Source organism: Ideonella sp., assembly GCF_035254525.1.
Taxonomy (GTDB): domain Bacteria; phylum Pseudomonadota; class Gammaproteobacteria; order Burkholderiales; family Burkholderiaceae_C; genus Ideonella.
Genome location: NZ_DATFAN010000024.1, coordinates 1 through 23016, shown reverse-complemented (window position 1 = coordinate 23016; position 23016 = coordinate 1). Strand labels below are relative to the sequence as shown.

The window sequence follows — 23016 nt, the reverse complement described above, 5'->3', positions numbered from 1 at the left end:
GGTGAACTCATCAACCTAACCCCTGCGGTGTCACGCACCGCAAGCTGCCGGCGCCTTGCAAGCCGGTCCCAAGGAAACATTCATGTCCCAAACCCAAGTCGCCGCCAGCACCGGTGGTGAATCGTTCGCCGCCCTGTTCGAGGAAAGCCTGCAGCGCTCCGAAATGCGCTCCGGCGAAGTCATCACCGCCGAGGTGGTGCGCATCGAGCACAGCTTCGTGGTCGTCAACGCCGGCCTGAAGAGCGAAGCCTATGTGCCGATCGACGAATTCAAGAACGACACGGGCGAGATCGAAGTCCAGGTGGGCGACTTCGTCTCCGTGGCCATCGACGCTGTCGAGAACGGCTACGGCGACACCATCCTCTCGCGCGACAAGGCCAAGCGCCTGGCCTCGTGGCTGGCCCTGGAAACCGCGCTGGAATCCGGCGACTTCGTCACCGGCACCGTCTCCGGCAAGGTCAAGGGCGGCCTGACCGTCCTGGTCAACGGCATCCGCGCCTTCCTGCCCGGCTCGCTGCTCGACACGCGTCCTGTCAAGGACATGTCGCCGTTCGAGGGCAAGACCATGGAGTTCAAGGTCATCAAGCTCGACCGCAAGCGCAACAACGTCGTGTTGTCGCGCCGTGCCGTGGTCGAAGCCTCGATGGGCGAAGAACGCGCCAAGCTGCTCGAGACCCTGTCCGAAGGCGCCATCGTCAACGGCGTGGTCAAGAACATCACCGAATACGGTGCGTTCGTCGACCTCGGCGGCATCGACGGCCTGCTGCACATCACCGACATGGCCTGGCGCCGCGTGCGCCACCCGAGCGAAGTCGTTCAGGTCGGCCAGGAACTGCAAGCCAAGGTCCTCAAGTTCGACGCCGAGAAGAACCGCGTCTCGCTGGGCATCAAGCAGCTGGGCGACGACCCCTGGATGGGCGTGGCTCGCCGCTACCCCACGGGCACCCGCCTGTTCGGCAAGGTCACGAACATCGCCGACTACGGTGCGTTCGTCGAGATCGAGCCGGGCATCGAAGGCCTGGTGCACGTCTCCGAGATGGACTGGACCAACAAGAACGTCGCTCCTTCCAAGGTGGTCACCCTGGGCGAGGAAGTCGAAGTCATGGTCCTCGAGATCGACGAAGACAAGCGCCGCATCAGCCTGGGCATGAAGCAGTGCAAGGCCAACCCCTGGGAAGAGTTCAGCGCCACCGTCAAGCGCGGCGACAAGGTCAAGGGCCCGATCAAGTCGATCACCGACTTCGGCGTCTTCGTCGGCCTGGCTGCCGGTATCGATGGCCTGGTGCACCTGTCGGACCTGTCCTGGCACGAGCCGGGCGAGACCGCCGTGCGCAACTACAAGAAGGGCCAGGAAGTCGAGGCCGTGGTGCTGGGCATCGATGTCGAGCGCGAGCGCATCTCGCTGGGCATCAAGCAGCTCGATGGAGACCCGTTCGCGACCTTCACCTCGGTCAATGACCGCGGCATGATCGTCAACGGCGTGGTCAAGACCGTCGACCCGCGTGGCGCCGAAGTGCAACTCGCCGACGACGTGCTGGGCTACCTGCGCGCCTCCGAAATCAGCCGCGACCGCGTCGAAGACGCGCGCAACGTGCTGAAGGAAGGCGACGAGGTCTCGGTGATGATCGTCAACGTCGACCGCAAGACGCGCAACATCCAGCTGTCGATCAAGGCGAAGGACCAGGCCGACCAGCAGGAAGCCATGCAGCGCCTGTCGCAAGCCAACGAGCGCGAGACCGCCGGCACGACCAGCCTGGGCGCCCTGCTGCGCGCCAAGCTGGACAACCAGCAAGGCAACAGCTGAGCTGAAGGCTGCCCATGACTCGTTCGGATCTCGTTGCCAAGCTGGCCGAGCGCTTTGCTCAGCTGACGCAGCGCGACACCGAGTTCGCGGTCAAGACGATCCTCGATGCGATGTCCGACGCGCTGGCGCGCGGACACCGCATCGAGATCCGGGGCTTCGGCAGCTTCTCGATCAATCGCCGCCCGCCGCGCCTGGGCCGCAACCCGCGCAGCGGCGAGCAGGTGACGATCCCCGAGAAGCTGGTGCCGCACTTCAAGCCGGGCAAGGCGCTGCGCGAAGGCGTGGATGCCAGCCTGCCGGCCGATGCGCCGGCCACGGAAGTGGCGCCCAGCGCCTGATGCCGGAACGCCAAGTGCCAAGGGCCCCTCGCGGGCCCTTTTTGGTTTCGGCATCACGTTGCTTCGCAACATGAGCCTTCACCGCAAACCGGCAAGCCGGTTTGTCATCGGTGACTCGCAGGCTCCTTAGAATCGAGCCTCGATGCGCTTCCTCGTCTGGCTCTTCCGGGCCTTCATCTTCTTCTCGCTGTTCGCCTTCTCGCTGCACAACCAGCAGCCGGCGTCGGTGAACTGGGCCTTCGGCTATGCGTGGAACGCGCCGATGGTGATCATCGTGCTCGCCGCCTTCGCCGCCGGCACGGTCTTCGGCGTGCTGGCGATGACGCCCAGCTGGTGGAAGCACCGCCGCCTCGCGCGCAAGCACGCGCCCGATGCCGGCAACACCCAGCCGATGCCGATGCCACCGGCGGCCGAAGAACCCCGGCAGCCGGTGATCCCCGATGGAGTTTGACCTTCCCACCTGGTGGCTGCTGGTCGCGCTGCCGGTTGCCTTCGCCTTCGGCTGGCTGGCCTCGCGGCTGGACCTGCGGCAGCTCAGGCGCGAGAACCGCGAAACGCCCAAGGCCTACTTCAAGGGCCTGAACCTGCTGCTCAACGAGCAGCAGGACAAGGCGATCGATGCCTTCATCGAAGCCGTCCAGCACGACCCGGAGACCAGCGAGCTGCACTTCGCCCTGGGCAACCTGTTCCGCCGCCGCGGCGAATTCGAGCGCGCGGTGCGTGTGCATCAGCACCTGCTGGGCCGCGCCGATCTGGCCAGCAGCGAGCGCGACCGCGCCCAGCACGCGCTGGCACAGGATTTCATGAAAGCCGGCCTGTTCGACCGCGCCGAGCAGGCCTATCGCGCGCTGCAAGGCACCGCCTTCGATACCGAGGCACGGCTCGCGCTGCTCAACCTGTACGAACGCTCGCGTGACTGGGCCGCGGCGGCCGAGACTGCGGCGGCCCTCGAGCGCAGCGGGACCGGCTCCTTCGGCACGCGCATCGCCCACCACTGGTGCGAGACGGTGCTCGAGGCCGACGCCAAGGGCCTGGTGGACTCGGCCGACAGCGCGCTGGCCAAGGCCCGTGCCGTGGCCCCGAATGCGCCGCGGCCACTGCTGCTGGCCGGCCAGCGCCTGGCCAAGGCCGGGCGGCACGCCGAAGCGCTGGCCGCCTGGGACGACCTGCGCCTGCGCGACCTGGCCGCCTTCTCGCTGGTGGCCTCCGACTATGCCGACAGCGCGCGGGCGGCCGGCCAGTCGGACGCGGCGCGCCAGGCGTTGCGGGCGGCCTATGAACACGTGCCGGGGCTGGATCTGCTGCGCGCCATCGCCCGGGTCGACGGCCATGAGCTGAGCGCGACGGCCGAACTGCTGCCCCACCTGCGCCAGCAGCCCACGCTCAGCGCGGCACAGGCCGTGCTGGCCCGGCCGGCCCCCCAATGGAATGCCGAGGCCGCACAGGCCGTGGGAGAGGCCGTCGCCCGCGCCGCGCGGCCGCAGCAGCGCTACCGCTGTGCCGCCTGCGGCTTCGAGGCCCAACGCTACTTCTGGCAATGCCCCGGCTGCCTGAGCTGGGACAGCTTCCCGCCGCGCCGCGTCGAGGAACTATGAACACTCCCTCCCTGTTCGCCGCCAACCTGGCCGAGCACCTCCAGCTGTTCCAGCAAATGGGCCCGCTCGACACCGCCGTCGCGCGCGCCGGCACGCTGATCGCCGACGCGCTGCGCGCCGACGGCAAGCTGCTTTCATGCGGCAATGGCGGCTCAGCTGCGGACTCGCAGCACATCGCCTCCGAACTGACCGGCCGCTTCATCAACGAACGCAAGCCCCTGGCGGCCATCTCGCTGACGACCGACAGCTCGGCGCTGACCTGCATCGGCAACGACTACAGCTTCGACGAGGTGTTCGCGCGCCAGCTGCGGGCCCTCGGCCGACCGGGCGACGCGCTGCTCGCCATCTCGACTTCCGGCAATTCGGCCAACGTCGTGCAGGCGGCCCGCGCGGCGCGCGACGCCGGCATCCGCGTGGTCGGGCTGCTCGGCCGCGATGGCGGCCAGCTCAAGGCCCTGTCGGATGTCGCGATCGTCGTGCCCAGCCCGGTGACCGCGCGCATCCAGGAAGCCCACATCCTGATCATCCACACGCTGTGCGGGCTGATCGAGCAGCAGCTCGGATTGACATGAACCACCCCCGAAGCGCCTTCGGTGCCTCCCCCTCCAGGGGGCGCCACCAGCAGACCGGCAAAGCCGGATCCGCGGCGGCCGCTTGGCCGCGCCGGTGGCCCGCGTCGGGGTTGCGGAAATTGACATGATGCGGAACTCGCCCCTGCCCTCGCGCGAGCAACTGGCCGCCAGCCGCGTGCTGGTCGTCGGCGACGTGATGCTCGACCGCTACTGGTTCGGCGCGGTCGACCGCATCTCGCCCGAGGCCCCGGTGCCGGTGGTGCGGATCACGCGCGAAGAGGACCGGCTCGGCGGCGCGGCCAACGTCGCCGTCAACGTGCAGTCGCTCGGCGCGGCCGCGACGCTGCTGACCGTGGTCGGCGACGACGAGCCCGCGCGCCGGCTCGAGCAGTTGCTCGCCGATCGCCAGATCCGCAGCGCGATCGGCCGCGACCCGCAGCTCAAGACCATCGTCAAGCTGCGCGTGATCGGCCGTTCGCAGCAGCTGATGCGCATCGACTTCGAGAACACGCCGGATCACGAGGTGCTGGCCCAGATGCTCACCGCCTTCGAGGCCGAGCTGCCGGGCCACGACGCGGTCGTCTTCTCCGACTACGGCAAGGGCGGACTCGCGCACATCCCGCGCATGATCGAGCTCGCTCGCGCGGCCGGCAAACCGGTGCTGATCGATCCCAAGGGCCACGACTACGCGCGTTATGCCGGCGCCAGCCTGCTGACGCCCAACCGCGGCGAGCTGGCGCAGATCACCGGCCCGTGGCGCGACGAGACCCACCTCGCCACGCTGGCACAGGCGATGCGCGCCGAGCTGAAGCTCGGGGCCCTGCTGCTGACCCGCTCCGAAGAGGGCATGACGCTGTTCGACGCGCAGGGCAGCCACCACGTGCCGGCCGAGGCGCGCGAGGTCTTCGATGTCACCGGTGCAGGCGACACCGTGATTGCGGCACTGGCGGCGCTGGTCGGCGCCGGGCTGGCGCTGCGCGACGCGGTGCCCTGGGCCAACCACGCCGCGAGCATCGTCGTCGGCAAGTTCGGCACCGCGAGCGTCGGCTACGACGAGCTCGCCGCGTGAAGCCCCCCGCCCTCCGGCGCGCCGCCTTCCTCGACCGCGACGGCGTCGTCAACCGCGACATCGGCTACCTGCACCGCTGGGAAGACTTCGAGTTCCTGCCCGGCGTGCTCGATGCGATGCGCCGGCTGCACCAGGCCGGGTATGCGCTGGTGATCGTGACCAACCAGTCCGGCATCGCGCGCGGCTACTACACCGAGGCCGACTACCAGGCACTGACCGCGAAGCTGCGCGAGGCCCTGGACGCCGCCGGCTGCCCGGCAGCCGGCATCTACCACTGCCCGCACCACCCGTCGGGGAAGGTCCCCGCACTGGCCGTCGAGTGCGACTGCCGCAAGCCGCAGCCCGGCATGCTGCTGCAAGCCGCACGCGAGCTCGGCATCTCGCTGCCCGATTCGTTCATCGTCGGCGACAAGCTGGCCGACGCGCGGGCCGGCCGGGCGGCCGGCGTCGGCCGGGTCTACCTCGTGCACTCGGGGCACGCGCTCGAAAGGGGCGCCGAGGCGGCGGCGGACGGCGTGTTCGACGGCCTCGCGGCCTGCGCCGACGCGGTGCTCAGCGCCGGCTGATCACTCGAGCAGATCCCACGCCAGCGGCGTGCCACGCTTGATGTCGCGCCGCGCCCGGCGGCCGATCACCGCGTCCTGGTGCTTCGGCGCGAGGCCGAAGCCAGGGCGGATCGCGCGCACCGCATCGGCCGTCAGCGGCTCGCCCGCCGCGAGGTCGCGCACCACGTAGAGCGAGCGCCGGAAGGCGAGCGACTTCTTCTCCTGCGCCGACTGCACACCGTAGCTGACGTGCCCCAGCCCCTCCCAGGCGCGGCTGGTTTCTGTGACCAGCGCGGCCATCTCGGCCGGCTCGAGCGAGAAGCTGGAGTCGACCCCCCCGTCGGCGCGCGCCAGGGTGAAGTGCTTCTCGACCACGGTGGCGCCCAGGGCGACCGCCGCCACCGCCACCCCGACACCCATCGTGTGGTCCGACAGGCCGACCTGGCAATCGAACAGCTCGCGCATGTGCGGGATCGTCACCACGTTGCTGAACTCGGGCGACGCCGGGTAGGTGCTGGTGCACTTGAGCAGGACCAGGTCGCGGCAGCCCGCCTCGCGCGCGACAGCGACCGTCTCGGAAAGTTCACCCACCGAGGCCATGCCGGTCGAGATGATCATCGGCTTGCCGGTGGCCGCGATGCGGCGGATCAGCGGCAGGTCGGTGTTCTCGAACGAAGCGACCTTGTAGCAGGGCACGCGCAGCGTTTCCAGAAACTCGACCGCCGTCTCGTCGAACGGCGTGCTGAAGGCCAGCATGCCGCGCTTGGCCGCGTGCTCGAAGATCGGCTGGTGCCAGTCCCACGGCGTGTGCGCCTGATCGTAGAGCTTGTGCAGCGATTGCCCGGCCCACAGGCTGTTGGGGTCGGTGATGCGGAAATCGTCGCGGTCGACGTCCAGCGTCATCGTGTCGGCTGTGTAGGTCTGGATCTTCAGCGCATGGGCGCCGGCGTCGGCCGCGGCATCGACGATCGCCAAGGCGCGCTCGAGCGACTGGTTGTGGTTGCCCGACATCTCGGCGATCACGAAAGGCCGATGGCCCGGACCGACCGGCCGGCCACCGATCTCGATGGTTTGCTGGCTGTGTTTCATGACGGGATCATGCCCTTCTCGAAGTGCTGCGAGCGCGGCGCGTAGCCGGCTTGCTCGAACAGATGGACCGATGCGGCGTTGCCGGCCAGGACCTCGGCCACCAGCGCCTGCACGCCGGGATGCGCGCGGCGCAGCCAGGCTTCGCCGGCCGCCAGAAGGTCAGGCCCGAGCCCGCGGCCCTCGTGGCCGGGGGCGAGGTAGAGCGACACCTCGGCGCGCGTACCGTCGCCGGCCAGGTCCCAGCGCAGCACGCCGACCGGTTCATCGCGGAGCATGCCAATGAGCAGCACCCGCTGCGGGTCGGCCAGTACGGCCTCGTACCAGCGCTGGTGGGCCTCGAACGGAATCGGTTCCGCCGAGCGCGACACGCGGCGCACGGCCTCGGCATTGCGGCCGGCGTGGACGAAGGCGCTGTCGGCTGCCGTGGATCGGCGCAGCGTCAACGGTGGCCGCGCCATCAACTGGGCGACACGCTCGGCGCCGCGGCCGTCGACCAGCGCGTGCGCGGCGTCGGACAGGCCCGCGCGGCGCAACGGATCGAACCACAGGGCCTCGATGGGCACGCGCCAGGCACCGGGGCTGTCGTCGCGCAGCCGGGGCGCGCACAGGGCCCCGGCACGCGCCGCCGTTTCGACCTGCTCGACCTGGTTCGCCGCCTGGGCCACGGCGATGGTCGGCAGGCCCAGCGCGCAACGCTCCCAGGTGGCGCCGCCACCGGCGCCGATGGCCAGGTCGGCCGAGCCCATCAGTTCGGCCATGCGCTCGGTCTGGACGTGGCAGGTCCAGCCCGGCCGGCCGGCGCAGTACGCGACCAACTCCTCGCGCGCCGGGTGCGCCGCGCCGATCACCGCATCGACCGCGAAGGCGCCGACCCCATTGCCACGCAAGGAATCGAGCGCCTGCAGCACGCGGCCGGTCGCGTTGGCGGCGTCGAAACCACCGAAGAAGACGAGCACGCGGTGCACCGCGGCCGCGCGCGGCGCGAGCGTGGCACGGGCCGCAGCGAACTCGGGCCGCAGCAGTGCAAAGCGCGGGCCGAGCATCAGGCGGGCCGATGCCTGCACGCGGGCGGCGTAGCGGCTCGCGGCGTGTTCGTAGAGGTTCAGATCCAGCAGCGCATCGGCCGCATGGTCACGATCGGCCAGGTCGTCGATCGCCAGCAGGCGGTCCGCGCAGGGCCGCAGCGCGCGTTCCCAGCGGGCATCGAGCGCGTAGTGGTCGACGACCAGCCAATCCCACTGGGCATCGTGCAAGGCCCGTCGGGTGTCCTCGGCATCCACGGCCCAGCCGGTGCCGAGCCAGGCAGCGTGGGGCACATCATCGGCCCTGGGCTCGTGGGGAATGTGCGGCGCGCCGAGATCGAGCCAGGACAACCCCTGCCGCTCCAGCCAGGCCCGCCAGCTCGCGGGCAGGCCCCGGCAGACGAACAGCGTCTCGGCGCCATGCGCCCGCAGCGCGCCGGCCAGCGTCGCGCAGCGCACCAGATGGCCCGAGCCGATCTGCGCGTTGGCATCGACGCGGAAAGCGACCTTCATGGGAGCCCCTCGCCTGCGGAGTACCGCGTCCGATCCCCCGGGGGGATGATGGCCGGCTTGGGAGCGGCCCGGCGCTCGGCCATCGTCATGCCACCCCCGATTCTTCCGCCTGCAGCACGCGGAACATCAGCTCGGCACGGCGCCAATCCTCTTCGGTGTCGATGTCCTGCACGCGATGGCGCGGCAGGGGCACGGCCACCGCCGCCTTCGAGTACAGCGGCACGCCGGCCAGGAAGGCCGCGGCGCGGCCCCAGTAAAACTGGCCGGCGTCGTGCCAGGCATGCTCCAGATCCTGCGAGCGCGTGCCCATGTGCTCGGGCCAGAACATGCCAATGCGGCCCTCGGCATCGAGCCGCAGCGCGCGCTGGATCGGGAAGGCGAAGCTGGTCACGCTGAAGGCGAAATCGGCCTGGCTGGCGTCGAGCCGGGCCAGGCCGTCGGCCAGGTCGCTCGCACGCACGAAGGGTGCAGTGGCGTACAGGCAGCAGACCTGTTCGGGCATGGCCTGCCAGGCCGCGACCGCCTCGATCGCCTGCTTGACGACCGCCTGCGTGCCGGTGTGGTCGTCCGCCAGCTCGCGCGGGCGCAGGAAGGGCACGTCGGCGCCGTGTTCGCGGGCAACGGCGGCGATCTCCTCGTCGTCGGTCGACACGAGGACCACGTCGAACAGCCCGCTGTCGCGCGCCGCGGCGATCGAATGCGCAATGATCGGCCGGCCGGCAAAGGGCCGCAGGTTCTTGCGCGGGATGCGCTTGCTGCCGCCGCGCGCCGGGATGACCGCCAGGCGTTTCATGTGCGTCAGCGCCCCAGTGCGCGGCGCAGCGCCGCGACGACCTCGTCCTGCCGCTCGTCGGTCAGCAGGGGGAACAGCGGCAGGCTGATCGCCTCGGCGTAGTGCGCCTCGGCCTGCGGGAACTGGCCGCGCCGGAAGCCCAGCGCCTGGTAGTAGGGCTGCCAGTGGACGGGGATGTAGTGCACGTTGACGCCGATGCCCGCCGCGCGCAGCCGGTCGAACACGGTGCGGCGCGGCGGCGCGCCGGCCGGCTCGTCGACGCGCACCACGTACAGGTGCCAGGCGGAGCTCGTGTCGGCGCGGCGGCCCGGCAGGGTCAGCGGCAGGTCGCCGAGCAGCGCGTCGTAGCGCTCGGCCAACTCGGCGCGGCGCGCGACGTATTCGCCGAGCCGGTCGAGCTGGCTGCGGCCCAGTGCCGCATGCAGGTCGGTCAGCCGGTAGTTGTAGCCCAGCTCGATCTGCTCGTAGTACCAAGGCCCGTCGGGCTCGCCCACCATCTGCGCCGGGTCGCGCGTGATGCCATGGGTGCGCAGGCGCTCGAGCGCCTTGGCGAGCGTGTCGTCCTGCGTCAGCGCCGCGCCACCCTCGGCGGTGGTGACGATCTTCACCGGGTGGAAGCTCAGCACCGTGATGTCGCTGTGGCGGCAGTTGCCGACCGGCTCGTCGCGGTAGCGGCCGCCGACGGCATGCGAAGCGTCTTCGATGATCCTGAACCCGTAGCGCTGGCCCAGTGCGTGAATCGCCGCCATGTCGCACGACAGCCCGGCAAAGTGCACCGGCACGACGATCTTCGGCAGGCGCCCGGCCCGCTCGGCGTCCACCAGCTTCGCTTCGAGTGCCGCGGCGCTCATGTTGCCGGTCGTCGGCTCCACGTCGACGAAATCGACGTCGGCGCCGCAATAGCGCCCGCAGTTGGCCGAGGCGACGAAGGTGTTCGGCGAAGTCCAGAGCAGGTCGCCCGGGCCCAGGCCGAGCGCCAGGCAGGCAATGTGCAGCGCCGAGGTGGCGCTATTCACGGCCACTGCGTGCTTCGCGCCGCAGGCGGCGGCGAGCGCGGCCTCGAAGCGCGGGATCTCGGGGCCCTGGGTCAGGAAATCCGAGCGCAGGACCGCGCTCACCGCGGCGATGTCGGCCTCGGTCACATCCTGCCGGCCGTAGGGAATCATGCGCCCGCCTCCACGTTCATCGCGCGGATGCCTTCCACATCGAGGAAGTGCGGGTTGTTGCCGGAGTTGTATTCGAAGCCCATCGGCACCGGCGTGCCGGTTTCCTTGAGCCGGTTCACGCGGTAGTCGGTATCCGCGTCGTGGAAGCGGATGCTGGGGCAGATGACGTAGTGGTCGTCGAAGGCCAGCGTCAGGTGCGAATCGTCGGCCGGGCACATGATCTCGTGCAGCTTCTCGCCGGGGCGGATGCCGACGATCTTGATCGGCAGCTCGGGCGCGATGGCCGTGGCCAGGTCCGTGATGCGGATGGACGGAATCTTGGGGATGAAGATCTCCCCGCCGTGCATGCGCTCGAAGCACTTCATCACGAGGTCCACGCCGCCTTGCAGCGTGATCCAGAAGCGCGTCATGTCGCGGTGGGTGATCGGCAGCTCCTTGGCGCCATCGGCCACCAGCTTGCGGAAGAACGGCACGACCGAGCCGCGCGAACCGACCACGTTGCCATAGCGCACGACGGAGAAGCGGGTCTCGCGGTCGCCCACCATGTTGTTGGCGGCAACGAAGAGCTTGTCCGATGCGAGCTTGGTGGCGCCGTACAGGTTGATCGGGTTGGCGGCCTTGTCGGTCGACAGCGCCATCACCTGCTTCACGTTGTTCTCCAGGGCGGCGAGGATCACGTTCTCGGCGCCGTGGATGTTGGTCTTGATGCACTCCATCGGGTTGTATTCGGCCGCCGGCACCTGCTTCAGTGCGGCGGCGTGAATGACGACGTCGATACCGCGCATGGCCTGCTTCATGCGCTCGGCATCGCGCACGTCGCCGATGAACCAGCGCATCTGCGGCGCGGTGAACTCCTGCTGCATCTCGAACTGCTTGAGCTCGTCGCGCGAGTAGACGACCACGCGCTTCGGGCTGTAGCGCGACAGGATGGTCCGCACGTACTGCTTGCCGAACGAGCCGGTGCCGCCGGTGATGAGGATGGACTTGCCGTTCAACATGATGAGGTCGTGTTCTTCAGTGGATTTCGATGCCGAGCTGCCGCATCAGCCGCATTGCATTGTCGCGCGCGTCGCTCGTCTTGAAGCGGACCTGGCCGACGCCGAAGGCGGCGATGCGGACATCCGCGCCGCCGATCTGACGCGCCGTGTACAGCGCGGTCGAGCAACAGCCGGCGATCACCGGGTAGGGCTCGCGCGCCAGGTAGGCCTCCAGCGGCTCGTCGATCTCGAGCGGCCGGTAGCGCGGGCGGCTCAACCCACCGCGGGCACCTTCGCGCGGGTGGGCCTTGTAGTGCACCTCGGTGATCCCCATGGCCGTCAGCCATTCGTCGATCCGCTCGGCCACGATGGCCCGTTCGGCCTCGCTCAGCAAGCCGACCACCACCAGCGGCTGCCCCACCACCAGCGCGCGCATCGGCGCCCGCGTGGCGCCGGCCTCGCGCTGCACCAGCGGCGCCAGCACCTGCACCTTGGCCGGGTCGTAGTCATGGGGAAAACCGTCGAGCACGTAGATGCGGTCGACGAAGGCGGCTTCCGAGCCGATGCGGTCGCCGCTGAACGGCGTGTAGCGCAGCAGTGGGTTCGCCAGCCGCCGCAGGCCACGCAGGCGCTGGGCGAAGCGTTTGGCCGCGTTCAGCGGATGTCGCTGCAGGTTCAGCAGCCCGTCGGGCAGGATGCGCGCCCGGCGCACGCGCGCCCCGGTCAGGCGCGGCAACGCGTGCAGGAAGTAGTTGATCGCCTCGGTGTCGTAGACGGGGCTGTGCAGGTGCAACTCGCTCACCGGCCCCACCGCCGCGGCCACCGCATGAAGGTTGGCCAACGTGCGGCGCAGCCGGCCGAAGAGGCCCGGCAGCGGGTCGAAGCGCGGCCAGGGCATCAGCACCACCGCATCCCAGTCCGCATGGCGGATCATGCCGGCCAGCGCCGGCCGATAGCACACCAGCACCTGGCGCGCGCCGGCCTCGTGGTCCAGCGCGACGCGCCGTGCCGCGAGGTAGTGCAGCGGCGAGGCGACGAAGTAGACCGCCGCACGGGGCGTGACCCCGAGGGCGGCGGTCTCAGTGCCGGCCATCGAGCAGGCCACGATAGACCGCGAGATTGCCTTCGACCATCACATCGGTCGTGAACTCGCGCTCGACGATCTCCCTGCCCTGCCGGCCCAGCCGCTCGCGCAGGCCCGGGTCGTCGAGCAGCTTGATCACCGCCTCGGCCAGCGCGGCCGGATCCTGCGGCGGCACCAGCAGGCCGGTGACGCCATCGCGCACCGACTCGGGCATGCCGCCCACGGCCGACGAGACGACCGGGATGCCGGCCGCCATCGCCTGCATCGCGACGTTGGCGAAGCCCTCCATCGTCGCCGGGTGCACCAGCAGGTCGCAGGCGCGCAGGATGTCGCCGATGTCGTTGCGGTAGCCGAGGAACTGCACGCAGGACTCCAGCCCGGTTGCCTGCACCTGGGCGCGCAATTCGGCCTCGGACTCGCCTTCACCTGCGAACAGCACGCGCGTGTCCGGGTGCTTGGCCAGGATGCTCGGCAGGGCCTGCAGCAGGAAGCGGTGGCCCTTGCGGGGAATCAGCTGGGCGATGACCACCAGCACCGGCGCGCCGGCCGGCAGGCCGAGCCGCATGCGCGCCTGGGCCCCATCGAGCGACGATTGGTAGGCCCGCACGTCGATGGCGCTGTAGACCTGTCGGATCTGGCCCGGTGGCACGCCCGCCGCCTCCAGCACGCGCGCGATGCCCTTGGACACCGTGATCACCAAGTCGGGCAGCTTCACGTAGCGCAGCCGCGTCAGCCAGCCCGGCTTGACCGGGTCGTCGACCCGGCGCGAGACGATCACCTTGCCGATGCCTGCGAGCCGCGCGGCCACCAGGCCCAGCGTGTCGGCGCCGCGGCGGCTGTGCAGGTGGACGATGTCGGGCCGCTCCTCGCGCAGGATGCGCATGAAGCGGGAGATGAAGCGCAGGTCGGCATCGCCGCCGAACTCGACCGGGCGCACGGCCAGCCCGTCGCGCACGGCCATCTCGTGCAGCACGCTGCCTTTCGGGCAGACCAGCACCGCCGGCTCGCCGCGGGCCTTCAGGCCGCGCATCAGGTAGTAGACCTGCATGGTCCCGCCCAGCCGGTGGCGGCCCATTTCGACGTGCAAGCTCTTCATGCGTGTTGTTCTTGGGGGTGGGGGGCGCCGAGCACGCCGCGGGCGGTGGCCAGCACATGGGCCGGCGTGATGTCGCCCATGCAATGGAAGCTGCCGCCGCAGGTGGGCCGGCGACGGCACGGTGAACAGGGCTTGGCCAGCCAGATCACGCGGGCGTTGGCCCGGCCATTGTCGAGATAGGGGCAGGTCGAGCCGAACAGCGCCACGGTCGGCGTCGCGAAAGCCGCGCCCATGTGCGTCAGCCCGGTGTCCACGCCGATCAGCAGCGCCGCGTGGCGGATGGCCGCGACCGCCTCGGGCAGCCGGGTGCGGCCGGTCAGGTTGACGATGCGCGGGTCGGCGGCGGCGATCCCGGCCGCCGCCTCGGCGTCGCCCGGGCCGCCCAGGATCACCGGCACCAGGCCGGTCTCGGCGATCAGCCTCGGCGCCAGCGCCTGCCAGGCCGCCACGGTCCAGTGCTTCTGCGGCCGCGTCGTGAACGGCGCGAACACCGCGTAGCGGCCCGGCGCCAGGCCGTGTTCGGCGAGCAGGGCCAGCACCTTCTGCTCGGCCGCCGGGTCCACGTGCAGCCTCGGCAGGAACTCGCCGAGATCCAGCCCCAGGTGCTCGGCCAGGTGGCGGTATTCCGAGCCGATGAGCGCCTTGTCACCACCCCGCTCGACGACCTCGTCCATCAGCAGCGCGCTGCCCTCCTTCGAGCCCAGGCCGACGCGGCGCTGGGCGCCCGTGAGCCAGGCGAGAAAGCCGCTCTTGGCCAGGCCTTGCAGGTCGTAGACCACATCGAAGGCCCGCTCGCGCAGCTTGGCGCGAAAGGCGCGCACCGCGCGCCACAGCTCGATCCGGCGGCCTTCGCGCCAGAGCTTCTGCCACTCGCCCTTGGGCCAGACGATGACTTCGTCGAGCGCCGGGTCGGCGGCGAGCAGTTCGTGGATGCCCGGCTCGGCCAGCCAGGCAATATGGGCATCGGGGTGGGTTCGGCGCAGCGCCGTCGCAAAGGGCGAGGCGAAAACGACGTCGCCGATCGCCGAGCTACGGATGATCAGGATACGCATGCAGGCGCGCATTATCGGCGGCCCCACCGTGCTTCACCGGCGTGTGACACCTTACCTCGGTCGGACTTGCGGGATCGGCGATAATGTCGCGTTGGCGGAGCCAACGCTGCCCACCCGGCGGCGGCAGCCCCGTTTCGAGTTCAGTCAGCAAAGGAGCTTACCCTGGCCAAGGACGATCCCAAGACCTCCATCGACGCCGGAGGTTTGCGTTACCGCTCGAAAGTGGCGGGTTCTCCGTTCTCCGCGACAGGTGCCTTTGGCGCCGCCACGATGTCGTGTTTCCTGTGCGGCAAGCATCGCCCGCGCGCCCAGTTGAAGTCGCGCAAGCTGCTGGGCAAGGCCCAAGCGGTGTGCTCGCCTTCCTGCAAGGAACTCGACGCAGCACAAACCTGATCGAACGCCTCGCGGCCGCCCCTGTGGCGGCCGCGGTCGTTTTGCATCGCCCCCACACCACGCTGTCATGGCCCTCGATGGCTGACAACGACCCGACCGATGCCCCCTCCCCGTGGGGCGACGCCGCCCCGCCTGCCGCGCTCTCGCGCCGGGAGCGCGCCGCCGTGCTGGCGCGCATCGAGGCCTTGATGGAATACTGGGGCATCACGGTCGACGACCTGCTCGCCCCCACCCCCGTGGCCGAGGTGGCGGCGCCGCCGCCGGGCCCGCTGCCCATCAAGTACCGCCACCCGGTCACCGGCGACACCTGGGATGGCCAGGGCCCGCACCCCGACTGGCTGCGCCGCGCGCTGCTGCAAGAAGGCCTGCGTGTCGACGAGCTGAAGCCCGGAGCACCCGACGCGGCCGTCTGACGCCGGCGCATCCCCAAGCTTCAGGATTGCCCCGTGGGCGGCCGCCGCCCACGATCGCGCCCAGTCCATTCAACGGCGGGAGGTTGCAATGTCCATCGACAAGGTCGTGCTGGCGCTGCATGGCGCGATGAAGGCCAAGTATGGCGACAAGGGCCTGGCCACCATCGGCAAGGCGCTGCGCGAGCTGATCGCCGCCGACAAGCGCCGCGGCGTGGCGACCAGCGTGATCCACCTCGATGACGCCGACGAGATGTCCGGCTACGGCGGCCCGACCCCGGCGCAGCCGGACGCCCGCGCGGTCAAGGCGGCGATCGACCGCATCGTGGCCGGCGCCAGCCCGCACTACGTGCTGCTGCTCGGCGGGCCGGACGTGATGCCGATGGTGCCACTGGCCAACCCGGCGTTCAGCACCACCGATGGCGACACCGACCCCGTCGTGCCGAGCGACCTGCCCTACGCCTGCGACACGCCCTACAGCACGAACCCGAACCGCTTCCTCGGCCCGACGCGTGTCGTCGGCCGCCTGCCCGATGTGGTCGGCGCACGCCAGCCGACGCTGCTGGCGCAGCTCATCCGTGCCGCCGCGCGCGCCAAGCCGCGGCCGCGCAGTGACTACCAGGCCAGCTTCGCCCTGTCCGCCCAGGCCTGGGAGGCCTCGACCGCGCTCAGCCTGACCAACACCTTCGGCCATGCCGATCAGCTGCAGACCTCGCCGCCCAAGGGCCCGCGCTGGAGCCCGGCCCAGCTCGCGCCGCGCGTGCACTTCATCAACTGCCACGGCGGCGACAGCGCGCCCGAGTTCTATGGCCAGCCGCCCGGTGTCGAGGAGTACCCCGTCGCCCATCGAGCCAAGTCGCTGCGCGGCAAGGTCAGTGCCGGCACCGTGGTGGCCGCCGAGTGCTGCTATGGAGCGCAGCTCTACGACCCGGCCGATGCCGGCGGCGAGAAGGGCATTGCGCTGGCCTACCTCGAAGATGGCGCCATCGGCGTCTTCGGCAGCACGACCATCGCCTACGGCCCCAGCGAAGGCAATGGCGCCGCCGACTTCGTCTGCCAGTTCTTCATCCAGCAGGTGCTCGGCGGCTCGTCCCTCGGGCGTGCCGCGCTCGAGGCGCGGCAGAAGTTCGCCGGCGCGCGCACCCACCTGGACCCGTACGACCTGAAGACGCTGGCCCAGTTCTACCTGCTGGGCGACCCGTCGGCGCAGCCGGTCTCGTTCAGCGCGCATGCCCTGGCCCGCACCAAGGCCTTCAAGAAGGCCTTTGCCGATACGCAGGATCGCACCGTGCGCGGGCTGCGCCGTGAGCGGCTGGAACGCGAGGGCCGGCACCTGGCCAAGACCTTGCCGCCGCTGAAGCCGGCCGATGCCGCGCCCGCCGGCAAGGTGGCGGCGACGCTGAAAGCCATGGCCCTCGAATCGGGCCTGGACGCGGCCGCGCCGGCGGCGAGCTTCGACATCGCGCGCAAGGCCGGCAGCGCGCAGCGGCGCATCCACGTCGTGCAAGGCCGGCGGCCCGCCGGCTCGCCGGACGCTCCGGTCGGCCGCATCGTCGCACTGGTGGCGACCGAGGAAGACGGACAATTGCTGCATGTGCGCCGACTCCACTCGCGCTGACGAACCTGGCGGCGAGCGCGTCACCCTCGAAGGCCGCGTCGAGCGGCAACTCGTCGCCCGCGGCAGCAAGAGCGAGCGCCACGCGATGGTGCTGGTGCTGCCGGACGGCACGCAGCACCTGTTGCGCCGCGCGGGCGGCAATGCGATGCGCGACCCCCATTTCGAGGCGATGGAAGGCCAGCGTGTGCGCCTGAGCGGGCGGCTGCGGCCGGGCTTCTTCCTCGTCGACGAAGGCCCGGGCGACGCGCCTTGAATCAGGCGATGCCGACCACCTTGTGCGTCTGCAGGCCCAGGCGCCATTGCGGGTGGGCCAGGCAGTACTCGACCGCCGCCTGCGTGTTGCGCGCACGGTCCGGCCCATCCATCGGCTGCAGGAAGAAGTGGCGGAACGCAAGGTGCTCGAAGCGTTGGGGCATCGCCAGCGGCTGCGGGTAGACGAGCTTCAGCTCGTCGCCGGCCGTCAGCACCAGCGGCGCGTCGGCCTTGGGGCTGACGCAGATCCAGTCCAGCCCCGGCGGCGCGGGCTGCGTGCCGTTGGTCTCGACGGCGATCTCGAAGCCGCGCGCGTGCAGCGCCGCGATCAGCGGCGCGTCGAGTTGCAGCAGCGGCTCGCCGCCCGTGCACACGACCAGCGGCTTGCCGCCCATGGCCGCCGGCCAGTGGCCGGCCACCGCGGCCGCCAACGCCTCGGGCGTGTCGAATTTGCCGCCGCCCGCGCCGTCGGTGCCGACGAAATCGGTGTCACAGAAGCTGCAGACGGCGCCGGCACGGTCCTGCTCGCGCCCGCTCCACAGGTTGCAGCCGGCGAAGCGGCAGAACACCGCCGCCCGGCCGGACTGGCCGCCCTCGCCTTGCAGCGTGTAGAAGATCTCCTTGACCGCGTACGTCATGGCACGGCCCCCCTCACACCGCCAGCGCGGGTTCGGCTTCGCCGGCCCAGGCGATGGCGCCGCAGCCTTCGGTCTCGAATACGTCGACCCGCTGCACCTGCGGCAGCCGCTCGCGCGCCTGTGCCAACGCCCACGCGGCGAGGCTGCCCGCATCGCCATCCACGAGGTCGGGGATGTCGTGCAGCGCGTGGTGATCGAGCGCCTTGAACACCGGCTTGAAGCGCTCCTTGACGTCGCCGAAATCGAGCGCCCAGCCGCGCAGCTCATCCAGCGGCGCGCTCAGGTGCAGGCGCAAGGTGTAGGTGTGGCCGTGCAGCCCGGCCAGCGGGCTCGCGGCTGGCGCGCGCTTCAGCCGCAACGCGCTGTCCAGGTGGAAGTCCTTCCAGATGCGGTGGGCCGCACCGTCGTACTGCGCGCCGCAGGAGGCCGTCTCGTAGACCTTGATCGACGCCAAGCCCTCGAGCTCACCCGCCAGGCGCTGCCACAGCCAGCGCGAAAGCATCTCGCTGGTCGGGTTGTCGAGGCCGGGCAGCTCGTTCAGGCAGGCGTAGTTCAGCGCCATGTGCAGCGGTGCCCAGTGCGCATCGAGCCGGTCGGCCGCGACATGGGTCGCCTCATCTTCGCCGATGCGGGCATGCACGACCGCCTCGAAGCCATGGCCGTGCATGCGGCCACATTTGTGTCCCAGCGGCACGTTCGGCAGCCGGTGGGCGGACTGGAAGCGGTAGCGGCGCCACACCAGCGCGCGGCCCGCGGCATCCAGCGCGACACCGCAGGTGTCGGTGCTCTGCAGGTCGAGCGTGAAGCCGCTCGGCAGGCCCAGCCGCGCGGCGATCCAGCGGGCGAGCTGCTCGTCGCCCGGCTCGGCGACCTGCTCGTTCAGCAGTTGGTGATCCAGCGGCGCCACCGCCGCCTCGAGCGCGCCGCGCAGTTGCTCGACCTCGCCGCCGGAGAACGTCGCCCAGCCTTCGGGCAGCGCCGCACGAAGCTGCACGCGAAACCCGTGGCCATGCAGGCGGGCGGCGCGGTGGCCGGCAGGCAGCCGGGGGAGCTGGCGGGCCGATTCGAAGCCGGCCTGGGCAGTGAAGAGAGCGCGGGTCACGGGCTGGATTTTCCCATGCGGCTCCCGATCGGGCCGGGGGCGCCGGCGATTCACCTTCACCCCATAGCCCGGATGGGTTATTCGCGATCCCCCATCGCGGTAATAGACGCTGGGCCGGCCCAACCGCGCTAATGGGTGGCCTGATCAGGAGACAAACGGATGAACTACGACAAGGAATTCGACGCCTCGGGCCTGTCCTGCCCGCTGCCCATCGTCAAGACCAAGAAATCGCTCGCCGACATGGCCTCGGGCCAGGTGCTGCGCGTGGTCGCCACCGACCCCGGTTCGGTCTGCGACATGGCCGCTTTTTCCGAGCAGACCGGCAACACGTTGCTGGAATCGACCACCGAAGGCGGCAAGTACGTCTTCATGCTGAAGAAGGCCTGACGCGCGATGGCTGCCAAGAAGATGGCGATCATCGCCACCAAGGGGGCGCTGGACATGGCGTACCCGCCGTTGATCCTGGCCTCCACCGCCGCGGCGCTGGGCTGGGAGGTGCAGGTGTTCTTCACCTTTTACGGGCTGCAGCTGCTGCGCAAGGACCTGAGCGGCATCGCGATCAGCCCACTGGCCAACCCGGCGATGCCGATGCCGGTGCCGATGCCGGTGATCGTCTCGGTGCTGCCCGGCATGCAGGCCATGGCCACCTCGATGATGAAGGCCAAGATGAAGAAGAAGGGCGTGGCCTCGCTGACCGAGCTGCGCGATCTCTGCCAGGAAGCCGAGGTCAAGTTCATCGCCTGCCAGATGACGGTGGACCTGTTCGAGTTCGACAAGAGCGATTTCATCGACGGCATCGAGTACGGCGGCGCGGCGACCTTCATGAAGTTCGCCGGCGAAACCGACGTCTGCCTGTTCATCTGAGCGCCTGCGCCGGCACGCCCGGTGCCTACCTTCGGCCACCTTCACGGGAGTTTGCGTGAAGAAGATCCTCATGCTCGTCGCCTGCTGGTGCTGGGCGCCGTGGGCGCTGGCGATCAGCCCCTACCTGTCAGGCAGCCCCTTGCCCGCGGCAGACGTGCCCACGCTGCTGGGGCAGGTCGAGCGCAAGCTCCAGGCCGAGGGCTTCACGGTCGTCGGCCGGCACCAGCCGCGTGGTCTCGTGGCCTACGGCAGCGTGGTGGTCACCGACCCGGCGCTGCTCGATGCGATCCGCGTCGCGGGCGGCCAGGCCATTCTCGCCGCGGCCATCCGGGTGGGCGTGAAGAACGACGGCAGCGTTTCGTACATGACCCCCGACTACTGGGGCCGCGCCTACCTGCGCGAGCGTTACGAAGCCGCCCAGCCCGCGCTGCGGTCGGTGCAGGAGCGCCTGACCCGCGCGCTGGGAGCGGGTGCTCCTTTCGGTGGCGACGTGCCCGCCGCCGACCTGCCGCGCTACCGCTACATGTTCGGCATGGAGCGCGTCGATGCCTCGCGCAACGAGCTGCGCGGTTTCGGCAGCTTCGACGATGCGTTGCGCACCGTGCGGGCCCGTCTCGCGAAAGGCGCGGGCCAGACAGCGAAGGTCTACGAGGTCGTTCTGCCGGCCCAGCAGCTGGCGGTGATCGGCGTCGCACTGAACGACCCCGAGTCCGGCGAGGCCTGGTGGGCCGGCAAGATCGGGCCCGAACACATCGCCGCCCTGCCCTACGAGATCTTCATCATCGGCAACAAGGCCTACGCGCTGTACGGCCGCTACCGCATCGCGTTGTCCTGGCCCGCCCTGGGCATGGGCCAGTTCATGGGCATCGCGCGCGTGCCGGACCTGATCCACCAGACCATGGAACAGCTCACCCTCGGCGAGACGCCCTGACGCCCCGAACTTCGCGGAGACCCCAAATGGATTCTGCTTCGGCACCACCGGCGGCCACGATCGTGCTGTGGGGCGGTTTTGCACTGGCCCTGGTGTTCGGCGCGATCGCGGCCAAGACCAACTTCTGCACCATGGGTGCGGTGTCCGACGTGGTCAACATGGGCCACTGGGGGCGCATGCGCATGTGGCTGCTGGCCATCGCGGTGGCGCTGGTCGGCGCGAATGTGCTGCAACTGGCCGGGCTGGTGGACCTGGGCCAATCGATCTACCGCCGCCCGAGCTTGAGCTGGCTGTCGCTGCTGGTGGGCGGCGCGCTGTTCGGCATCGGCATGAGCCTGGCCGGCGGCTGTGCCAACAAGAACCTCGTGCGCCTGGGCGGCGGCAGCCTGCGCTCGTTCGTCGTGCTGGCCTTTCTCGCGATCTCGTCGTACATGACGCTCAAGGGCCTGTTCGGCCAGTGGCGCGCCACCTGGCTGGATCCGGTGGCGCTGGACCTGGGCCGCTTCGGCCTGAAGGACCAGGGGCTGGGGGCCCTCGTCGCCCGCTTCACCGGCCTGCCGCCGGCGCAGGCGCTGCAGGCGACCGTGGCCGCTGCCGCCGCGGGGCTGCTGTGGGTGGTGTTCAAGGACAAGCGCTTCCGGACCAACCCGGTTCAGGTGCTGGGCGGGCTCGCGCTCGGAGCGCTGGTCGTCGGCGGGTGGTACCTGACCGGGCACCTGGGCTACGGCGAAAACCCCGAGACGCTGGAAACCGTCTACTTCGCGACCAACACGCGCACGCTGGAATCGATGAGCTTCGTCTCACCGCTGGCCTACACGCTCGAGCTGCTGATGCTGTGGACCGACCGCTCGCTGCACCTGAGCTACGGCATCGCGACCGCGCTCGGGGTCGTGCTCGGCTCGACGGCCCATGCGCTGGCGACGGCCAGGTTCCGCTGGGAGGGCTTCGCCTCGCTGGCGGACCTGCGCAACCAGCTCGTCGGCGCCGTGCTGATGGGCTTCGGCGGCGTCACCGCGATGGGCTGCACGATCGGCCAGGGCCTGACCGGCATCTCGACGCTGGCCATCGGCTCGCTCATCGCGCTGGCCGGCATCGTCGCCGGCTCGGTGGCGACGCTGAGGGTCATCAACTGGCGCGAGTCGCGCCTGGGCTGAACGAAGCTCCTTGGTGCGGCGCCGTCAGGGCCTGTCCGAAAGATCTGCGGCCCCCGACACCGCGGCCAGATACGCCGCGTACGCGTCGATGCGACCGTAGCCGATCATGTTGTTGGGCCACTGGGTGCGCGGCGTGCCGCCGCAGGCCTGGTTCACCGGATCGGTCACGCCACTGGTGGCCGCGGTGTCGCGCAGCAGCCGCGCGACCGCGTTCGGGTGCCCCTTCAACGCGGGCACGGCCGACATCAGCAGCGCCGCGGCACCGGCAACGTGCGGCGTTGCCATGCTGGTCCCGCTGAGGTTCGCGTACGTGTTGGGCGGCCACGCGGAGTTGACGTTGACGCCCGGCGCGGAGACATCCGGCTTGACCTGCTTCGAGCTGATGTGCGGGCTGATCAGCACCGGGCCGCGGCTCGAGAAGCCCGCCAGCACGTCGTTGATGTCGGTCGCGCCGATCGTGAATGAAGCCGAGTAGATCGCCGGCGGGTTCGTGATCGTGCTGCAGTTCGGGCCGTCGTTGGCGGCAGCGGCGACGAACAGGATGCCGCCGCCGGTGAGGTTGGCCACCGCGTGCACGATCTCGTTGCCGACGGTGCAGCCCTCGCCCTCGGTGCAGGTCCAGGAGTTGCTGATCACGTCCGGGGCCTGGTCCGGATCGGGGTTCTGGTTGTTGAGGTCGGTCGGCGCCAGCATCCACTCCATGCACTCGATGTAGCTCGCCGGCGTGCCGTTGCCGGCGTTCATGTTGCGGCAGCCGATCCACTTCGCGCCGGGCGCGACGCCGATCTGGTTGGCTCCGCCGTCGTCTCCGACCATCGAGCCCATCGTGTGCGTCCCGTGCTGGTTGTCGTCGCAGGGAGCCGGGGCGTCCGGTCCGCAGGAGCCGCCTCCCGTGTGGATCGCGTCGTGCCAGTTGTAGTTGTGGTCCGCCGAGGCGCC

At 70.3% G+C, this 23016-nt stretch carries 26 protein-coding genes; 15 read left to right on the top strand and 11 right to left on the bottom strand.

Features of this window, described 5'->3' with window-relative positions; translation table 11 throughout:
• Nucleotides 1-82: 82 nt before the first annotated feature.
• The 7 genes from rpsA to gmhB all read left to right on the top strand — a co-directional run bounded on the left by rpsA (nt 83) and on the right by gmhB (nt 5944).
• Nucleotides 83-1804: a 30S ribosomal protein S1 gene (gene rpsA, locus VJ693_RS02115; protein ID WP_324151812.1), complete on the top strand. Its 1722-nt coding sequence runs from the start codon at nt 83-85 to the stop codon at nt 1802-1804.
• A gap of 14 nt (nt 1805-1818) precedes the next feature.
• Nucleotides 1819-2142, top strand: a complete 324-nt coding sequence (locus tag VJ693_RS02110) for an integration host factor subunit beta (protein WP_324151811.1) — start codon at nt 1819-1821, stop codon at nt 2140-2142.
• Between the two features lie 142 nt (nt 2143-2284).
• Nucleotides 2285-2593: a LapA family protein gene (locus tag VJ693_RS02105; RefSeq protein ID WP_324151810.1), complete on the top strand. Its 309-nt coding sequence runs from the start codon at nt 2285-2287 to the stop codon at nt 2591-2593.
• The gene (gene lapB, locus VJ693_RS02100; protein WP_324151809.1) at nt 2583-3737 is read left to right on the top strand and encodes a lipopolysaccharide assembly protein LapB; all 1155 of its coding nucleotides are present in this window, start codon (nt 2583-2585) and stop codon (nt 3735-3737) included. Before VJ693_RS02105 ends, lapB begins: the two co-directional genes overlap by 11 nt.
• Entirely contained in the window at nt 3734-4309 is a 576-nt protein-coding gene (gmhA, locus tag VJ693_RS02095; RefSeq protein WP_324151808.1) for a D-sedoheptulose 7-phosphate isomerase, read from the top strand. The genes lapB and gmhA overlap by 4 nt, the downstream gene beginning before the upstream one ends.
• 127 nt (nt 4310-4436) lie before the next feature.
• Nucleotides 4437-5378 (top strand): D-glycero-beta-D-manno-heptose-7-phosphate kinase, encoded by a 942-nt coding sequence (rfaE1, locus tag VJ693_RS02090; protein ID WP_324151807.1) that lies wholly within the window; start codon nt 4437-4439, stop codon nt 5376-5378.
• Entirely contained in the window at nt 5300-5944 is a 645-nt protein-coding gene (gmhB, locus tag VJ693_RS02085; RefSeq protein WP_324151822.1) for a D-glycero-beta-D-manno-heptose 1,7-bisphosphate 7-phosphatase, read from the top strand. Before rfaE1 ends, gmhB begins: the two co-directional genes overlap by 79 nt.
• Here gmhB and pseI read toward each other — a convergent pair whose 3' ends face one another.
• The 8 genes from pseI to VJ693_RS02045 form a co-directional block, all read right to left on the bottom strand.
• Nucleotides 5945-7012, bottom strand: a complete 1068-nt coding sequence (gene pseI / locus VJ693_RS02080; RefSeq protein WP_324151806.1) for a pseudaminic acid synthase — start codon at nt 7010-7012, stop codon at nt 5945-5947.
• The gene (gene pseG / locus VJ693_RS02075) at nt 7009-8547 is read right to left on the bottom strand and encodes a UDP-2,4-diacetamido-2,4,6-trideoxy-beta-L-altropyranose hydrolase (protein WP_324151805.1); all 1539 of its coding nucleotides are present in this window, start codon (nt 8545-8547) and stop codon (nt 7009-7011) included. Before pseG ends, pseI begins: the two co-directional genes overlap by 4 nt.
• A gap of 85 nt (nt 8548-8632) precedes the next feature.
• Nucleotides 8633-9340, bottom strand: coding sequence for a pseudaminic acid cytidylyltransferase (gene pseF, locus VJ693_RS02070; RefSeq protein ID WP_324151804.1), 708 nt, complete (start codon nt 9338-9340; stop codon nt 8633-8635).
• Between the two features lie 5 nt (nt 9341-9345).
• Nucleotides 9346-10506 carry a UDP-4-amino-4,6-dideoxy-N-acetyl-beta-L-altrosamine transaminase gene (pseC, locus tag VJ693_RS02065; RefSeq protein WP_324151803.1) on the bottom strand — a complete coding sequence of 387 codons (1161 nt, stop codon included), beginning with the start codon at nt 10504-10506 and terminating at the stop codon, nt 9346-9348.
• Nucleotides 10503-11504 (bottom strand): UDP-N-acetylglucosamine 4,6-dehydratase (inverting), encoded by a 1002-nt coding sequence (pseB, locus tag VJ693_RS02060; RefSeq protein ID WP_324151802.1) that lies wholly within the window; start codon nt 11502-11504, stop codon nt 10503-10505. Before pseB ends, pseC begins: the two co-directional genes overlap by 4 nt.
• A gap of 16 nt (nt 11505-11520) precedes the next feature.
• On the bottom strand, nt 11521-12576 hold the full coding sequence (locus tag VJ693_RS02055) for a hypothetical protein (protein WP_324151801.1): 1056 nt from the start codon (nt 12574-12576) through the stop codon (nt 11521-11523).
• Nucleotides 12563-13663, bottom strand: a complete 1101-nt coding sequence (locus tag VJ693_RS02050; RefSeq protein WP_324151800.1) for a glycosyltransferase — start codon at nt 13661-13663, stop codon at nt 12563-12565. Before VJ693_RS02050 ends, VJ693_RS02055 begins: the two co-directional genes overlap by 14 nt.
• A complete protein-coding gene (locus VJ693_RS02045) occupies nt 13660-14715 on the bottom strand; it encodes a glycosyltransferase family 9 protein (protein ID WP_324151799.1) in 1056 nt (351 codons plus the stop codon). The genes VJ693_RS02050 and VJ693_RS02045 overlap by 4 nt, the downstream gene beginning before the upstream one ends.
• 162 nt (nt 14716-14877) lie before the next feature.
• On the opposite strand from VJ693_RS02045, the gene VJ693_RS02040 reads away from it, so the two are divergent.
• The 4 genes from VJ693_RS02040 (at nt 14878) to VJ693_RS02025 (ending at nt 17389) form a co-directional block, all read left to right on the top strand.
• The gene (locus tag VJ693_RS02040; RefSeq protein WP_324151821.1) at nt 14878-15108 is read left to right on the top strand and encodes a hypothetical protein; all 231 of its coding nucleotides are present in this window, start codon (nt 14878-14880) and stop codon (nt 15106-15108) included.
• A gap of 77 nt (nt 15109-15185) precedes the next feature.
• Nucleotides 15186-15521, top strand: coding sequence for an H-NS histone family protein (locus VJ693_RS02035; RefSeq protein WP_324151798.1), 336 nt, complete (start codon nt 15186-15188; stop codon nt 15519-15521).
• An 88-nt stretch (nt 15522-15609) separates the two neighbouring features.
• Complete coding sequence (locus VJ693_RS02030; RefSeq protein WP_324151797.1) at nt 15610-17136, top strand: hypothetical protein; 1527 nt, start codon at nt 15610-15612, stop codon at nt 17134-17136.
• Entirely contained in the window at nt 17111-17389 is a 279-nt protein-coding gene (locus tag VJ693_RS02025) for a hypothetical protein (RefSeq protein WP_324151796.1), read from the top strand. Before VJ693_RS02030 ends, VJ693_RS02025 begins: the two co-directional genes overlap by 26 nt.
• A gap of 1 nt (nt 17390) precedes the next feature.
• Here the strand turns inward: VJ693_RS02025 and queE are convergent, their stop codons facing one another.
• Nucleotides 17391-18026, bottom strand: coding sequence for a 7-carboxy-7-deazaguanine synthase (queE, locus tag VJ693_RS02020; protein ID WP_324151795.1), 636 nt, complete (start codon nt 18024-18026; stop codon nt 17391-17393).
• A 13-nt stretch (nt 18027-18039) separates the two neighbouring features.
• Nucleotides 18040-19128 carry a 6-carboxytetrahydropterin synthase gene (locus VJ693_RS02015; RefSeq protein WP_324151794.1) on the bottom strand — a complete coding sequence of 363 codons (1089 nt, stop codon included), beginning with the start codon at nt 19126-19128 and terminating at the stop codon, nt 18040-18042.
• A 159-nt stretch (nt 19129-19287) separates the two neighbouring features.
• Between VJ693_RS02015 and VJ693_RS02010 the strand changes: the two genes are divergently transcribed.
• The 4 genes from VJ693_RS02010 to VJ693_RS01995 are packed head-to-tail and all read left to right on the top strand — an operon-like array spanning nt 19288 to nt 22077.
• Nucleotides 19288-19515, top strand: a complete 228-nt coding sequence (locus VJ693_RS02010; RefSeq protein ID WP_324151793.1) for a sulfurtransferase TusA family protein — start codon at nt 19288-19290, stop codon at nt 19513-19515.
• 6 nt (nt 19516-19521) lie between these two features.
• The gene (dsrE2, locus tag VJ693_RS02005) at nt 19522-19992 is read left to right on the top strand and encodes a sulfur carrier protein DsrE2 (RefSeq protein ID WP_324151792.1); all 471 of its coding nucleotides are present in this window, start codon (nt 19522-19524) and stop codon (nt 19990-19992) included.
• Nucleotides 19993-20047: 55 nt separating this feature from the next.
• Complete coding sequence (locus VJ693_RS02000) at nt 20048-20923, top strand: hypothetical protein (RefSeq protein WP_324151791.1); 876 nt, start codon at nt 20048-20050, stop codon at nt 20921-20923.
• Between the two features lie 26 nt (nt 20924-20949).
• Nucleotides 20950-22077, top strand: a complete 1128-nt coding sequence (locus VJ693_RS01995) for a YeeE/YedE family protein (protein WP_324151790.1) — start codon at nt 20950-20952, stop codon at nt 22075-22077.
• A gap of 24 nt (nt 22078-22101) precedes the next feature.
• On the opposite strand, the gene VJ693_RS01990 is transcribed toward VJ693_RS01995, so the two are convergent.
• Nucleotides 22102-23016: S8 family serine peptidase (locus tag VJ693_RS01990; RefSeq protein ID WP_324151789.1), on the bottom strand; the 915-nt coding region annotated here is incomplete at its 5' end.

What these genes read in the sequence shown, in the direction of transcription:
- pseB (WP_324151802.1), bottom strand. Translation starts at nt 11,504, where the DNA reads ATGTTGAACGGCAAGTCCATCCTCATCACCGGCGGCACCGGCTCGTTC.
- pseF (WP_324151804.1), bottom strand. Translation starts at nt 9,340, where the DNA reads ATGAAACGCCTGGCGGTCATCCCGGCGCGCGGCGGCAGCAAGCGCATC.
- VJ693_RS02110 (WP_324151811.1), top strand. Translation starts at nt 1,819, where the DNA reads ATGACTCGTTCGGATCTCGTTGCCAAGCTGGCCGAGCGCTTTGCTCAG.
- queE (WP_324151795.1), bottom strand. Translation starts at nt 18,026, where the DNA reads ATGACGTACGCGGTCAAGGAGATCTTCTACACGCTGCAAGGCGAGGGC.
- VJ693_RS02035 (WP_324151798.1), top strand. Translation starts at nt 15,186, where the DNA reads ATGGCTGACAACGACCCGACCGATGCCCCCTCCCCGTGGGGCGACGCC.
- gmhA (WP_324151808.1), top strand. Translation starts at nt 3,734, where the DNA reads ATGAACACTCCCTCCCTGTTCGCCGCCAACCTGGCCGAGCACCTCCAG.
- VJ693_RS02045 (WP_324151799.1), bottom strand. Translation starts at nt 14,715, where the DNA reads ATGCGTATCCTGATCATCCGTAGCTCGGCGATCGGCGACGTCGTTTTC.
- VJ693_RS02050 (WP_324151800.1), bottom strand. Translation starts at nt 13,663, where the DNA reads ATGAAGAGCTTGCACGTCGAAATGGGCCGCCACCGGCTGGGCGGGACC.
- dsrE2 (WP_324151792.1), top strand. Translation starts at nt 19,522, where the DNA reads ATGGCTGCCAAGAAGATGGCGATCATCGCCACCAAGGGGGCGCTGGAC.
- rfaE1 (WP_324151807.1), top strand. Translation starts at nt 4,437, where the DNA reads ATGCGGAACTCGCCCCTGCCCTCGCGCGAGCAACTGGCCGCCAGCCGC.
- VJ693_RS02010 (WP_324151793.1), top strand. Translation starts at nt 19,288, where the DNA reads ATGAACTACGACAAGGAATTCGACGCCTCGGGCCTGTCCTGCCCGCTG.
- VJ693_RS02030 (WP_324151797.1), top strand. Translation starts at nt 15,610, where the DNA reads ATGTCCATCGACAAGGTCGTGCTGGCGCTGCATGGCGCGATGAAGGCC.
- VJ693_RS01995 (WP_324151790.1), top strand. Translation starts at nt 20,950, where the DNA reads ATGGATTCTGCTTCGGCACCACCGGCGGCCACGATCGTGCTGTGGGGC.
- VJ693_RS02055 (WP_324151801.1), bottom strand. Translation starts at nt 12,576, where the DNA reads ATGGCCGGCACTGAGACCGCCGCCCTCGGGGTCACGCCCCGTGCGGCG.
- pseI (WP_324151806.1), bottom strand. Translation starts at nt 7,012, where the DNA reads ATGAAACACAGCCAGCAAACCATCGAGATCGGTGGCCGGCCGGTCGGT.
- pseC (WP_324151803.1), bottom strand. Translation starts at nt 10,506, where the DNA reads ATGATTCCCTACGGCCGGCAGGATGTGACCGAGGCCGACATCGCCGCG.
- pseG (WP_324151805.1), bottom strand. Translation starts at nt 8,547, where the DNA reads ATGAAGGTCGCTTTCCGCGTCGATGCCAACGCGCAGATCGGCTCGGGC.
- lapB (WP_324151809.1), top strand. Translation starts at nt 2,583, where the DNA reads ATGGAGTTTGACCTTCCCACCTGGTGGCTGCTGGTCGCGCTGCCGGTT.
- rpsA (WP_324151812.1), top strand. Translation starts at nt 83, where the DNA reads ATGTCCCAAACCCAAGTCGCCGCCAGCACCGGTGGTGAATCGTTCGCC.
- VJ693_RS02025 (WP_324151796.1), top strand. Translation starts at nt 17,111, where the DNA reads ATGTGCGCCGACTCCACTCGCGCTGACGAACCTGGCGGCGAGCGCGTC.
- VJ693_RS02105 (WP_324151810.1), top strand. Translation starts at nt 2,285, where the DNA reads ATGCGCTTCCTCGTCTGGCTCTTCCGGGCCTTCATCTTCTTCTCGCTG.